This is a genomic window from Serratia liquefaciens ATCC 27592 (assembly GCF_000422085.1).
Taxonomy (GTDB): Bacteria; Pseudomonadota; Gammaproteobacteria; order Enterobacterales; family Enterobacteriaceae; genus Serratia; species Serratia liquefaciens.
The window spans coordinates 3,161,870-3,174,013 of the sequence record NC_021741.1; the positions used below are offsets into that span (position 1 = coordinate 3,161,870).

The following is a 12,144-nucleotide window of genomic DNA, read 5'->3' on the forward strand; positions in this document are numbered from 1 at the left end:
GGCGCAAACCCGATGAAACCACAGTCCCCCCTGATTACCCTGCGCGATCTGGCGCAGGATGCAGTAGAACAGGCGACTCGCCAACTGGGCCAGGTGCGCAAAGCTCAGCAAGCCGCTGAACAGCAACTTTCCATGCTGCTCAACTATCAGGATGAGTACCGTCAGAAGCTGAATAATCAACTGAGCGGCGGTATGGAATCGTCCAACTGGCAGAACTACCAGCAGTTTATCGGCACGCTGGAACAGGCGATCGCCCAGCACCGCCAGCAGTTGACGCAGTGGGGAGAGAAAGTGGACCACGCGATGAAACAATGGCAGGACAAACAGCAACGTTTGAACGCTTTCGAAACCCTGCATACCCGAGCCCAGAGCGCGGAGTTGCAGTTGGAGAACAAACGGGATCAAAAACTGATGGATGAGTTCGCTCAACGCAGTGCACAAAGGAATATACATCAATGAACCTGAACGCTTTGCCGGGCCTGTCGCTGCCGGGCGACTCCGGCCTGCTGCCGGACGCGCAGCTCCCGCTGGATGAGTCATCGCTCTCTTCCGCTTTTGCTCAACTGCTTGGCGCCCGCGTGCTGCCAGCCGACAAGTCCGCAGGCAAACTGTCACCGATGGCGTTGAGCGCAGAAGAAGACTCTGCGCCGCTGAGCCGCAACCAACTGACGCAGTTACTGGCCGCATTCGGCGAACGCGATGGGCTGTTAGCGCCTTCGCTGTTAACGCAAGGCCAGCCAGCCGCCATCAGTAACGACGAAGAGCCGACGTTGAAGCAACTGTCGCACGACGCCGCGCTGCGGCCTGCCGGTGAGATCGACGCCGCTACGCTGCAAGCGCTGTTCGCCATGCTGCCAATCGCTATTCCCCCAGCAATGCCTGATGCAGGTACCGGCTCGGCGGAACTGAGCCTTGAAGGCGATCGAGATACCCCTCAGGCTGCAACGATCCAGAGCGCTTCACTGGGGCGCCAGACTGAGGTAACCGGCACGCAAAAGGCACCAACGCCGGTAACCCCAGCTTCGCTCGGCAGTGAAAGCCGTGCCGACATCCCACAGCAAATTGCAGTTGCGCACGAAAAACCGGATGCAGCGGCGTTGAAGCTTGGCGCCGATAGCCAATCGCCAACATCAAACGTCCCTCTGATGGCCCCACCGGTCTCCAGCCCAACGATCGCTGCAGCGCCAGGCGCTGCGTTGGTCACTGCCCCGCCTACGCCGCAGCTAAACGCCCAGTTGGGCAGCCCGGAGTGGCAGCAGGCGTTGAACCAACAGGTGCTGATGTTCCATCGCAACGGTCAGCAAAGCGCCGAGCTGCGTCTGCATCCGCAGGATCTGGGGGCGCTGCAAATCACCCTCAAGCTGGATGACAACCAGGCACAGCTGCATATTGCCTCGGCACACGGACAGGTTCGTGCCGCCGTGGAGGCCGCGATGCCGCAACTGCGTCACGCGCTGGCTGAGAGTGGCATCAATTTGGGACAAAGCAGCGTGGGCGGCGACCAGATGCCGCAGTGGCAACAGGCGCAGCAGCACAATGGCGGGCAGCAGGGTCGCCCGGATTATCGCGAGCGTCAGGGTGACGGCGATTTGTCCACCGATGCCCACAGCGCACCGCTGGAATTGCAGGCGATGGCCCGCGCCGTCAGCGGCGTTGATATTTTCGCCTGAGTGGCCGCAAACGCCCAAGCTGGCACGCTTTTCCCTGCCTATTCTGGCTATTGCGTGCCGGAATAGGCGCGATAATACCGCTACCCTTCATACTTGAAGCTGCATCATTGTTGGCTGCATTTGCGCGCCCCGGTCACATAGTTATCTATGCTGCTGAGGACTTACAAACTTGCCGTCGCGATGCAACTCCAAATATTTTGGGTAAATAATGTCATGCGTGCGGCTTTTACACGCGTTATATACCCGCGAGATCTTAGGTTGCAGCTTGAAAAATGAAGGGCATATACCCTATGGATTTCAAGTTGCAGCCAGGCGCCCAGCTCACTCATCCCCAGGGGCTTACTCAAGTAAGTGACTGGGGGAGTGAGTGCAGGGAACAACGCTGCAGCTTGAAAGACGACGGGTATAACAACAGGAATTTGATTTAGCTATGTCTCAAAATACCCTACCGGCAGCACCGAAACGCTCCCTTCTGGTCATACTGCTGGTGCTGATAACCCTCGTCGCCTGCGGCGCGGCTGGCTACAGCTGGTGGCAGCTCAAGCAGCACCAGGAGGGCGCGCAGCCCGTAGCCAAAGAACTCCCCCCGGCCGCACCGGTGTTTATGCCGCTGGACACCTTTACCGTCAATCTGCTGACGCCCGATAACAACCCGGATCGGGTGTTGTATATCGGCCTGACGTTACGCTTGCCGGATGAAAGTACCCGCCGCCAACTGAATGATTTCCTGCCGGAGGTGCGCAGCCGTCTGCTGATGCTGCTGTCTCGTCAGGAAGCGGGCCAGTTGAGCAGTGAACAAGGAAAGCAGCAACTGGTGGCGCAGATTAAGGACGTGCTTAGCCCGCCGCTGGTTAAGGGACAACCGAAGCAGGTGGTCAGCGACGTGCTGTTCACTGCCTTCATATTGCGGTAATCACTATGGGCGACAGCATTCTTTCACAGGCAGAGATCGACGCCTTGCTCAACGGCGACAGCGCGGGTGATGAACCCGAAGCGGTTGCCCTCAATGAGAGCGAGGTCAAGCCGTACGATCCGACCACCCAGCGCCGAGTGGTGCGCGAACGGCTGCACGCGCTGGAAATCATCAACGAACGTTTTGCCCGGCAGTTCCGCATGGGGTTATTCAACCTGCTGCGCCGCAGCCCGGACATTACCGTTGGCCCGATCAAGATCCAGCCGTACCACGAATTTGCTCGCAACCTGCCGGTGCCCACCAACCTGAACCTGGTGCACCTGAACCCGCTGCGCGGTACTGCGCTGTTCGTGTTCGCACCGAGCCTGGTGTTTATCGCCGTCGATAACCTGTTCGGGGGCGACGGTCGCTTTCCCACCAAAGTGGAAGGCCGCGAATTTACGCCAACCGAACAGCGGGTGATCAAGCGCATGCTGCGGCTGGCGCTGGACGCCTACGGCGACGCCTGGAGCGCAATTTACAAGATTGACGTGGAATACGTGCGCGCTGAAATGCAGGTGAAGTTCACCAACATCACCACGTCGCCAAACGACATCGTGGTCACCACCCCTTTCCAGGTGGAAATTGGCGCGCTGAGCGGTGAGTTCAACATCTGCATTCCGTTTGCCATGATCGAACCGCTGCGCGAACTGCTGACCAACCCACCGTTGGAGAATTCGCGGCAGGAAGACAGCCACTGGCGTGAAACGCTGGTGAAGCAGGTGCAGCATTCCGAGCTGGAGCTGATTGCCAACTTCGTCGATATCCCGATGCGCCTGTCGAAGATCCTGAAGCTGCAGCCGGGCGATGTATTACCGATTGATAAACCGGATCGCCTCATCGCTCACGTCGACGGCGTGCCGGTTTTGACCAGCCAATACGGCACGTTAAACGGGCAGTACGCCCTGCGTGTTGAACATTTGATTAACCCTATTTTGAATGCTCTGAGTGAGGAACAGCCCAAATGAGTGATCCTAAGCAACCGTCTGGCGAAGGAAAGGAATCCGTGGACGATCTGTGGGCTGATGCGTTTAACGAACAGCAAGCAACCGAAAAGACGTCTGCCAGCGATGCGGTGTTCAAATCGCTGGAGCCGCAGGATACCAGCGGCAGCCTGCAGGATATCGATCTGATCCTCGACATCCCGGTCAAATTGACCGTTGAACTGGGCCGCACCAAGATGACCATCAAGGAACTGCTGCGCCTGTCGCAGGGCTCTGTCGTGGCGTTGGACGGGCTGGCGGGTGAACCGCTGGATATTATGATCAACGGTTATCTGATTGCCCAGGGCGAAGTGGTGGTGGTGGCCGACAAATTCGGCGTGCGCATTACCGATATCATCACCCCTTCCGAGCGCATGCGCCGCCTGAGCCGCTGATGAACCCAAGCACCGCCACGCCCACCGCGGGCACCTTGCAATCCACCGAGCCGGCACTGCCGGCCGGTTCAGTGCTGACGCAGGTCAGCAGCGCACTTGGCGGCATTTTGCTGCTGATCCTGCTGGCCGGCTGGCTGTTTCGTCGCCTGGGGTTTGCCCCGCAGGCACGCAACAGCAAACTGCTCAATCTGCGCGCCAGCTGTCAGGTTGGACAGCGCGAACGCGTGGTGGTGATCGAAGTGGATAACACCTTGCTGGTGTTGGGCGTCACCGCCCAGCAAATCACCCCGCTGCATAGCCTGCCCGCGCCGGTGCAGGACACCGACGCCGCCGAAGTGACCACGCCGGCGGATTTTCGCCAACTGATGCAAAAAGTTCTCAAACGTCCGGAAAAATCGGCATGAAATCCCTCGTTCAGTGTGTCGCCTTCTGTGGGCGAGGCAAAATACTTCTGCGCGTATTGGCAACGGCTTTACTGTTGCTCAGCCCCACCGCCTTCGCACAACTTCCCGGTCTGATCAGCCAGCCATTAGCCAACGGCGGCCAAAGCTGGTCGCTGCCGGTGCAAACCTTGGTGTTGCTGACCTCGCTCAGTTTCTTGCCGGCCATGCTGCTGATGATGACCAGCTTCACGCGCATCATCATCGTCCTGGGGTTGCTGCGCAATGCCCTCGGCACCCCCTCGGCCCCACCCAACCAGGTGATGCTGGGCCTGGCGCTGTTCCTGACCTTTTTCATTATGTCGCCGGTGTTCGACAAGGTTTATCAAGACGCTTATCTGCCGTTCAGCCAGGACAAAATCAGCCTGGACATCGCGCTGGATAAAGGTTCACAGCCGCTGCGCGAGTTTATGCTGCGCCAAACGCGTGAAACCGATCTGGCGCTGTATGCCAAGCTCGCCAACCAGCCGCCGCTGGCCGGGCCGGAAGCGGTGCCGATGCGCATCCTCCTGCCGGCCTACGTCACCAGCGAACTGAAAACCGCGTTCCAAATCGGCTTCACGGTGTTTATTCCGTTCCTGATTATCGATCTGGTGGTCGCCAGCGTGTTGATGGCGCTGGGGATGATGATGGTGCCACCGGCAACCATCTCGTTGCCCTTCAAGCTGATGCTGTTTGTTCTGGTGGACGGCTGGCAACTGCTGCTGGGCTCGCTGGCGCAAAGTTTCTATTCGTAATTCGCGGCATACCTGCCGCCACTGAGGGATCCATAATGACACCAGAATCGGTTATGGCGCTGGGCACCGAGGCGATGAAGGTGGCGTTGGCCTTGGCCGCGCCGCTGTTGCTCGCCGCGTTGGTCAGCGGCCTGGTGGTCAGCCTGCTGCAGGCCGCGACCCAGATCAACGAAATGACGCTGTCGTTCATTCCCAAAATCCTGGCGGTGGTCGCGACCATCGTGATTGCCGGACCGTGGATGCTGAACCTGCTGCTGGACTATATGCGCACGCTGTTCACTAACCTGCCCAACCTGATTGGTTAACCATGCTCACATTTGACAGCGCGCAGTTCGGCGTCTGGCTCAGCCAATATTTCTGGCCACTGCTGCGTATTTTGGCGCTGATCAGCACCGCGCCGGTATTCAGCGAAAAGCAGATCAGCAAGAAGGTGAAAATTGGCCTCGGCGGGCTGATCGTGATACTGATTGCCCCCGGGCTACCCACCAGCACCGTGCCTATTTTCTCTGCGGCCGGTTTGTGGCTGGCGGCCCAGCAAATTCTGATCGGTGTCGCGCTGGGCCTGACCATGCAGTTCGCCTTCGCGGCGATACGGCTGGCCGGCGAAGTGATCGGCATGCAGATGGGTTTGTCGTTCGCCACCTTCTTCGATCCCAGCGGCGGGCCGAACATGCCAGTGTTGGCACGGCTGCTCAACCTGCTGGCGATGCTGCTGTTTCTCAGCTTCAACGGCCATCTGTGGCTGATTTCTCTGTTGGTGGACAGCTTCCATACCCTGCCGATCCAGGCCGAGCCGCTTAACGGCAATGGCTTTCTCGCCTTGACCCAGGCCGGTTCGCTGATTTTCATCAACGGCATGATGCTGGCACTGCCGCTGATCTGCCTGTTGCTGACGCTGAACATGGCGCTCGGCCTGCTTAACCGCATGACACCGCAGCTGTCGGTGTTCGTCATCGGTTTCCCGGTGACCATGACCATTGGCATTATGACCATCGGCATGATGATGCCGATGCTGGCGCCGTTTTGTGAGCACCTGTTTGGCGAGTTCTTCGATCGCCTGGCCGATGTCGTCGGCAGCATGACCCCCTAGCGTTACCCTCACTGAGCGGCTTAACGGCCGCCTGACGCCGGATAAAGTGGCAACAAATTCCCTTTCTCAGTATAAAAAATTGGAAAAAGCAAATTATCACTATTTGCCTTCAATTACTCTTATTGGCTTGAATAATAAAATACCCACCCTAGAATGTCCTTATTAAATAAAAACATCAAAAAATAAACTCAATAAATAAGGAGTGGGACACACTGTAAAAAACAGAGACGTGATAATAAAAGCATCCCTTTAACGCTCATTATAATTTAAAAAACATCACCGGCATGCCCGGCGAAGCTGGCACATTTATTTTCTACGGAATTATTACTTACCCTACAAAAGGAATATAAAAATGAAAGCTAAAACCAACCGAAGAGCACGCAGGGCCTTAGGCCTGGCACACTGGGCCACCAACCGTTCTCAGATTGCCTTGTCACCCAGTGGTGAAAAATGGCTTGTGGTAAAAAAGAAAAAATAACCACGGGGGTTACCCAAAAAAAATATAATTTGCGTTCTTATCTCTGCACTCACCCTTGAATATTCTAACGCTTCCCGCCGTTAAATTCAGGCAGATATAAGTGCACATAATTTCGGGTAGCCGAAAAAAAGGCACGTCACGCCAAACCTGTGTGGGGGAAGCGTGACGTGCCAAACAAGTGCGCCCGGTTTCAAGAATTCCCTACCGCTGCTACACAGCAATAACGTCTTCTAAGCACACCCAAAGAGATTGCCCGCCGTGACTGCACGGTAGGCTAAGAGCTATTTATTACCCGGTACTATGGATTTCGACGCCCCACCCCAGCTAGCGTAGAGGCGCGGTATGCTGCGCCCGTAACAACCATACTGGAGTGGATCTATCGGCCCCGCACAGCAAAGGGGATTAGCGGTTCAACTGGAACAGCGACATCCCCTGCATATCCCCGAAGGTTTTGTATGACGCCTGCAAGGCCGCCTGCTGCATGAAATAGCTGGAAATCGACTCGGCCAGATCGGCATCAACCAGCGCGCTCATTTGCGTTTTGTTGATCATGTCGCGGTCCTTGCCGATACTGTCCAGCGTATCCATTTCCTGCAGTTGGCTGCCCAGCTCCGCGCGCACGCTAAGCACTCTGTTATAAGAGTTGTCCAGGCCGCGGTTGGCTTTGGCCAGCGCATCGTTCACCTGCTGCTTGGTGGCATCATCCGCATCCTTCTGAGGTGTTTTCAACGCCTTCAGCGCGATATCAATGCTTTCAAACACGTTAGCGACAGAGGCGCTGCCATCCGGTTCCGGCTTCGGGTTGCTGGTCAATGCCATGAAGACCTTATCGCCGGTATGCCCAATGGTCATGGTGCGGTTGGCATCCACTTTCTGCTCGACCGGCGTGTTACCGCCGACATAGCTGACCGATCCGCCCTTGTCTTCAAAGGGAGGCTTGTCGTTCACAAAACCGCCAAACATATAGCGGCCGTTGCCGTCGGTGCTGTTGGCCTGGTTGAGCAACTGATCTTTCAGCCCCTGCAGCTGGGTCGCCAGCGAATCGCGGTCGTCGTCGCTTTTGGTGCCGCCGGCGCTGACGATCAGCGCTTTCATATCGGAGATGGTGCTGGTCACCCCGGACAGCACAGTCTCTTCCATCGACACGCTTTGACGGGCAAAGGTCCGCGCCAAGGCATATTGGGTGTTTTCCGACTGTGATTGAGCCAGCATCACCGCCTGCGAAGCCGCCAGAGGATCGTCGGACGGATTGCTGACTTTTTTGCCGGTGGAAAGCTGCTCGGCGGCTTTCATAAACAGCGACTGATTGCCGGTAATGCCGGACATGTTCTGTTGGTACATCATGCTGGTGGACATGCGCATGGTGCGGGTTCCTCAAAATCAGCGACCGGAACCGCCAGGGCTCCGGTCAAAGTGGAAATCAACGGATATTCAGCAGTGCGTCAAACATTGAGCTGGCGGTTTGAATGACCTGTGCATTGGCCATGTAATATTGCTGAAAACGCAGCAATTCACCGTACTCTTCGTCCAGGTTGACACCGGAGATCGACTGCTGCTGAATGGTCAGCTGCTTGACGATATTGGCCTGAGAAGTCGCCGAAACCTTGGCCGATGCCGTCTGGTTACCAACGCTGCTCACCATGCTGGCGTATGCGCCGCTGAAGGTGGCTTTGCCGTCGACCAACTTTTTGGTCTGCAGATCGAGCAGCTTTTTGGCGTTTTCGTTATCGCCGCGGCCACTGTCGTCTTTGCCGGCGGCTGCGATGTTCGCCGAATCGGTAATCGCGACTTTCAAGCTGCCCGCCACGTCGCTGACCGGCTTCACGGTAAAGCTGTCGTTCTTTTGTGCCGTGCCGTCGATGTCGACCTTCAGGCCGTCAAAGCTCAGCGTCGGTTTGCCGGTGGTGGCATCGACGCTCGCCGTGGCGTTGACCTTCACGTTATCCGGCAGGCGGCTGACCTGCCAGTTGCTGCCATCGAACTCCACCCGGTAATCGTTGGCCTTCACCTTGCTGGTATCGGTGTAGGACACCGACAGCGCCGCATCGCCGGCATTGCGGCTGTTATCCACCACGCGCCCACCACCGAAGCTGAAGAAATCGGTGCCGGCGTCGCCGTTGAGATCGAACCCGGCACGGTGCTGCTGGTTAAAGCTGTCCGCCATCGCCAGCGCCAATTGCCCCAACTGGTTGCGTGCGCTATCCAGCGATTCGCTGCGGAACTTCAGTACGCCGCTAACGCTGCCGCTGGTAATTTGCCCTTCCGGCACTTCGCTGACGCCATTGCCGCGGTTATAGCCGATGGTCAGGCGAGAAGGATCGCCGCTGGAAGGCACTGCCTCCACCTGGTATGCATTGCTCCCCTGCACCAGCGTCAGGCCGTTGGCGAAAGACACGGTATAAGCGTCGCCGTCTTGCTGCATCACCTGCACGCCCACCACCTGGTTTAACTCAGTCACCAGTTGGTCGCGCTGATCGAGCAAGGCATTCGGCTCACCGCCGCTGCCGCGCAGGCGGGTAATTTCATCGTTCAGTTTGGCGATTTGCTGGCTGTAGCTGTTGATCTGGTTAGCGCTGTCGCTGAGCTGTTGGTTAACGCCGCTGTCCATATCGCGCAGGTATTTGTCGGTGTTATTGAACTGATTGACCAACCCATTGGCCTTGCCCAGCACCGTTTGGCGCGCGGCGTCATCGCCGGCGTTGCTGACCAGGTTCTCCAGGTTGCTAAAGAAATCCTGCATATTGGTCGACAAGGTATTGGTTTTGCTCGCCAGCAGGTTATCGATCTGCGAGATTTTCTCGAAGTAGGCGTTCTGTGCCCCGGCCTGGCTCTGTGCTCCGCGCAACTGATTGGTGATGAACTGGTTGTACTCGCGGTTAACGCTGGTCACGGTGACCCCGTTGCCAATGAAGCCACTCATGGTACTCATACCGCCGTTCTGCGCCAGGATCGCAGTCTGTCGGTTATAGCCCGCCACGTTGTAGTTAGAGATGTTGTTACTGACGGTGCTGAGCGCCACCTGAGCCGCATTCAGCCCGCTCATCGCGGTATTGATTAAGCTGTTGGACATAGAAGTTCCTTTTGCTGCGGCGCCGGTGGCCCACAGGAGTCAATTAATCTGCTGAGCCGTTCACTCAGCCTGTCTTGGTTATCGGCAAAAACGGGGGAAACTTGAGGGAAAAATCCGGGTCCAGCATGCTGGACCCCTACATTTAAATTCGGCCTATTGCGTAGGGGCGCTGCATGCTGCGCCCAGTGGCTAAAAAAGATCCTTCAGGTCGTGGGTATACGCCTTCACCACCTGCTCGCCGGCGTTTTTCATCTGCTGTATCACGCTGACCAACTTGCTGGCATATTGCGGATCGGTGGCATAACCGGCCTGTTGCAGCGCCTGCGCCGCCTGCTCCGGGCTGCGGGCGTTGGCCACCCCGGCGTAGCGTGGGTTATTGGTCAACAGCTTGACGTAGTCGGCCATCGCCTCGACGTAAGAACCGTAAACCCGGAACTTCGCCTTGATCTTCTTCGCCGCACCCTGCTCGAACTCGGTGGTGGTGATCTCGGTCACCGGCCCGTCCCAGCTGCCGCCCGCCTTGATGCCAAACAGGTTGTAGCTCGGCGAACCGTCGGCGGCCGGGATCTCACGCTGACCCCAGCCGGATTCCAGTGCGGCCTGTGCCACAATCAGCTGATGCGGAATGCCGCTCTGCTGGCTGACGACGCGCGCAGGAGTAGACAGCCGGGCAACAAAGTTGCCGTTGTTGAGCGACAGCGGGGCAGCGCTCGGCGCTTTTGGCACCGCGCGGCGGATCATCTGCTCCAGCGCCTGATTCGGCAGCGTTCGCAACACCTCATCGTCCAGCGCCATCGGCGACGTGCCCGCCGTTTCGCTCGGCACCGCGTTGGCGTTGCTCATCTGCTTCACCATCATGTCGGCCAACCCCAGGCCTTTCTGCGACATCTGCTGGGCAATTTGCTGGTCATACATTGAGGTGTAGAGCCGAGACTGATCGCTGCTCAAGATCCCATCCTGCGGCAGCGCGGCACGCATGCTTTTCAGCATCATCTGCACGAACATGCCTTCAACCTGCTGCGCCACCTGTTTCAGGTTGCCCTGCGGATCGCTCGCCGCATCGCGTTTCAGTCCATTAAGCGCCTGCGCATCATAGGCGGCGCCCGACATTGCCATCAGATCGCCGGCCATCAGATAATTTCCAGCTTGGCGCGCAGACAGCCGGCGCTTTGCATCGCCTGCAGGATAGACATCAGATCGATCGGCGTTGCCCCCAACGCGTTAAGCGCGCGGATCACGTTGTTCAGATTGGCGCTGGCGTTAACCTTCTGCAGCGAGCCGCCCTGCTGTTGCACCGAAATCTGGGTGTTCGGCGTCACCACCGTTTGCCCGCCGCCAAACGGGGTATTTGGCTGGCTGACGGTATTTTGCCGATCGACCACCACCGACAGGTTGCCTTGCGCCACCGCGCAGGAATCCAGGATCACGTCGCGGTTCATTACAACCGAACCGGTGCGTGAGTTGATGATCACCTTGGCGTCGATCGCCCCGACGCTAACGTTAATGTTCTGGATCTCCGCCAGGAAGCGCACCTGCGAACTGTTGCCCTGTGGCACCAGCACCTGAATGGTACGGGCGTCCAACGGTGAAGCCGTGCCACCGCCGCGTTGACGGTTGATGGCGTCGCTGATCTGTTGTGCCAGCGTAAAGTCCTCATCGTTGAGCTGCAGGTTAATCACTCCGCCGGCCCCGAAGGTGGTCGGCAGCTCGCGCTCAATGGTGGCGCCGTTGCTGATGCGCCCGCCGGCCAGTTGGTTAACCTGTACGCTGCTGCCACCGGCCGAAGCGCCGGCTCCGCCGACCAGCACGTTGCCCTGCGCCAGCGCGTAAACCTGATTATCTACCCCTTTCAGCGGCGTCATCAGCAAGGTGCCGCCACGCAGACTCTTGGCGTTACCCATGGAGGACACCACCACGTCGATGTTCTGCCCGGTGCGCGAAAACGGCGGCAGCTTGGCGGTGACCATGACCGCCGCCACGTTTTTCAACTGCATGTTGGTGCCCGGTGGCACGGTGATACCCAACTGCGACAGCATGTTGCTCAGGCTCTGGGTGGTGAACGGGGTCTGCATGGTCTGGTCACCGGAACCGTCCAGCCCCACCACCAGTCCGTAACCGATCAGCGCGTTATCGCGTACGCCCTGCACCGTGACCAGATCGCGAATGCGCTCCGCCGCGGCCGGCAGGCTCAGCGCACAAATCACCAGCGCCATTAGAAATTTCTTTAACATTGGAACCTCATTCGCCTTACCCACAAGGCGTTATTGTCGCAGGCAGCTCGGGGGCGGGCGGCGCACAGGGAATGGAGCGTACACGCAGTACGTGACTG

Annotated in this window: 14 protein-coding genes; 10 read left to right on the forward strand and 4 right to left on the reverse strand. The window is 58.1% G+C overall.

The window, feature by feature from the left end; all coding sequences use genetic code 11:
- Positions 1–12 precede the first annotated feature (12 nt).
- The 10 genes from fliJ to sra all read left to right on the forward strand — a co-directional run bounded on the left by fliJ (position 13) and on the right by sra (position 6,745).
- A complete protein-coding gene (gene fliJ / locus M495_RS14875) occupies positions 13–459 on the forward strand; it encodes a flagellar export protein FliJ (RefSeq protein ID WP_020827502.1) in 447 nt (148 codons plus the stop codon).
- On the forward strand, positions 456–1,670 hold the full coding sequence (locus M495_RS14880) for a flagellar hook-length control protein FliK (RefSeq protein ID WP_020827503.1): 1,215 nt from the start codon (positions 456–458) through the stop codon (positions 1,668–1,670). The genes fliJ and M495_RS14880 overlap by 4 nt, the downstream gene beginning before the upstream one ends.
- Positions 1,671–2,100: 430 nt before the next feature.
- A complete protein-coding gene (gene fliL, locus M495_RS14885; RefSeq protein WP_020827504.1) occupies positions 2,101–2,583 on the forward strand; it encodes a flagellar basal body-associated protein FliL in 483 nt (160 codons plus the stop codon).
- A 5-nt stretch (positions 2,584–2,588) separates the two neighbouring features.
- Complete coding sequence (gene fliM, locus M495_RS14890; RefSeq protein WP_020827505.1) at positions 2,589–3,590, forward strand: flagellar motor switch protein FliM; 1,002 nt, start codon at positions 2,589–2,591, stop codon at positions 3,588–3,590.
- Positions 3,587–4,000, forward strand: a complete 414-nt coding sequence (fliN, locus tag M495_RS14895) for a flagellar motor switch protein FliN (protein WP_020827506.1) — start codon at positions 3,587–3,589, stop codon at positions 3,998–4,000. Before fliM ends, fliN begins: the two co-directional genes overlap by 4 nt.
- Positions 4,000–4,404 (forward strand): flagellar biosynthetic protein FliO, encoded by a 405-nt coding sequence (fliO, locus tag M495_RS14900; protein WP_020827507.1) that lies wholly within the window; start codon positions 4,000–4,002, stop codon positions 4,402–4,404. The genes fliN and fliO overlap by 1 nt, the downstream gene beginning before the upstream one ends.
- Positions 4,401–5,177, forward strand: coding sequence for a flagellar type III secretion system pore protein FliP (gene fliP, locus M495_RS14905; protein ID WP_020827508.1), 777 nt, complete (start codon positions 4,401–4,403; stop codon positions 5,175–5,177). The genes fliO and fliP overlap by 4 nt, the downstream gene beginning before the upstream one ends.
- Before the next feature lie 35 nt (positions 5,178–5,212).
- A complete protein-coding gene (fliQ, locus tag M495_RS14910) occupies positions 5,213–5,482 on the forward strand; it encodes a flagellar biosynthesis protein FliQ (protein ID WP_041414697.1) in 270 nt (89 codons plus the stop codon).
- A gap of 2 nt (positions 5,483–5,484) precedes the next feature.
- Positions 5,485–6,267 carry a flagellar biosynthetic protein FliR gene (fliR, locus tag M495_RS14915; RefSeq protein ID WP_020827510.1) on the forward strand — a complete coding sequence of 261 codons (783 nt, stop codon included), beginning with the start codon at positions 5,485–5,487 and terminating at the stop codon, positions 6,265–6,267.
- Positions 6,268–6,619: 352 nt separating this feature from the next.
- Positions 6,620–6,745 carry a stationary-phase-induced ribosome-associated protein gene (sra, locus tag M495_RS25945; protein ID WP_020827511.1) on the forward strand — a complete coding sequence of 42 codons (126 nt, stop codon included), beginning with the start codon at positions 6,620–6,622 and terminating at the stop codon, positions 6,743–6,745.
- 402 nt (positions 6,746–7,147) lie between these two features.
- Here the strand turns inward: sra and flgL are convergent, their stop codons facing one another.
- The 4 genes from flgL to M495_RS14935 all read right to left on the reverse strand — a co-directional run bounded on the left by flgL (position 7,148) and on the right by M495_RS14935 (position 12,046).
- Positions 7,148–8,107, reverse strand: a complete 960-nt coding sequence (gene flgL / locus M495_RS14920) for a flagellar hook-associated protein FlgL (protein WP_020827512.1) — start codon at positions 8,105–8,107, stop codon at positions 7,148–7,150.
- A 58-nt stretch (positions 8,108–8,165) separates the two neighbouring features.
- Positions 8,166–9,815, reverse strand: coding sequence for a flagellar hook-associated protein FlgK (gene flgK, locus M495_RS14925; RefSeq protein ID WP_020827513.1), 1,650 nt, complete (start codon positions 9,813–9,815; stop codon positions 8,166–8,168).
- Between the two features lie 189 nt (positions 9,816–10,004).
- The gene (flgJ, locus tag M495_RS14930) at positions 10,005–10,946 is read right to left on the reverse strand and encodes a flagellar assembly peptidoglycan hydrolase FlgJ (RefSeq protein ID WP_020827514.1); all 942 of its coding nucleotides are present in this window, start codon (positions 10,944–10,946) and stop codon (positions 10,005–10,007) included.
- Positions 10,946–12,046, reverse strand: coding sequence for a flagellar basal body P-ring protein FlgI (locus M495_RS14935; RefSeq protein ID WP_041414699.1), 1,101 nt, complete (start codon positions 12,044–12,046; stop codon positions 10,946–10,948). The genes flgJ and M495_RS14935 overlap by 1 nt, the downstream gene beginning before the upstream one ends.
- Positions 12,047–12,144 lie beyond the last annotated feature (98 nt).

Coding starts and splice junctions, on each gene's coding strand:
- fliJ (WP_020827502.1), top strand. CDS start 13: ATGAAACCACAGTCCCCCCTGATTACCCTGCGCGATCTGGCGCAGGAT.
- M495_RS14880 (WP_020827503.1), top strand. CDS start 456: ATGAACCTGAACGCTTTGCCGGGCCTGTCGCTGCCGGGCGACTCCGGC.
- fliL (WP_020827504.1), top strand. CDS start 2,101: ATGTCTCAAAATACCCTACCGGCAGCACCGAAACGCTCCCTTCTGGTC.
- fliM (WP_020827505.1), top strand. CDS start 2,589: ATGGGCGACAGCATTCTTTCACAGGCAGAGATCGACGCCTTGCTCAAC.
- fliN (WP_020827506.1), top strand. CDS start 3,587: ATGAGTGATCCTAAGCAACCGTCTGGCGAAGGAAAGGAATCCGTGGAC.
- fliO (WP_020827507.1), top strand. CDS start 4,000: ATGAACCCAAGCACCGCCACGCCCACCGCGGGCACCTTGCAATCCACC.
- fliP (WP_020827508.1), top strand. CDS start 4,401: ATGAAATCCCTCGTTCAGTGTGTCGCCTTCTGTGGGCGAGGCAAAATA.
- fliQ (WP_041414697.1), top strand. CDS start 5,213: ATGACACCAGAATCGGTTATGGCGCTGGGCACCGAGGCGATGAAGGTG.
- fliR (WP_020827510.1), top strand. CDS start 5,485: ATGCTCACATTTGACAGCGCGCAGTTCGGCGTCTGGCTCAGCCAATAT.
- sra (WP_020827511.1), top strand. CDS start 6,620: ATGAAAGCTAAAACCAACCGAAGAGCACGCAGGGCCTTAGGCCTGGCA.
- flgL (WP_020827512.1), bottom strand. CDS start 8,107: ATGCGCATGTCCACCAGCATGATGTACCAACAGAACATGTCCGGCATT.
- flgK (WP_020827513.1), bottom strand. CDS start 9,815: ATGTCCAACAGCTTAATCAATACCGCGATGAGCGGGCTGAATGCGGCT.
- flgJ (WP_020827514.1), bottom strand. CDS start 10,946: ATGGCCGGCGATCTGATGGCAATGTCGGGCGCCGCCTATGATGCGCAG.
- M495_RS14935 (WP_041414699.1), bottom strand. CDS start 12,046: ATGTTAAAGAAATTTCTAATGGCGCTGGTGATTTGTGCGCTGAGCCTG.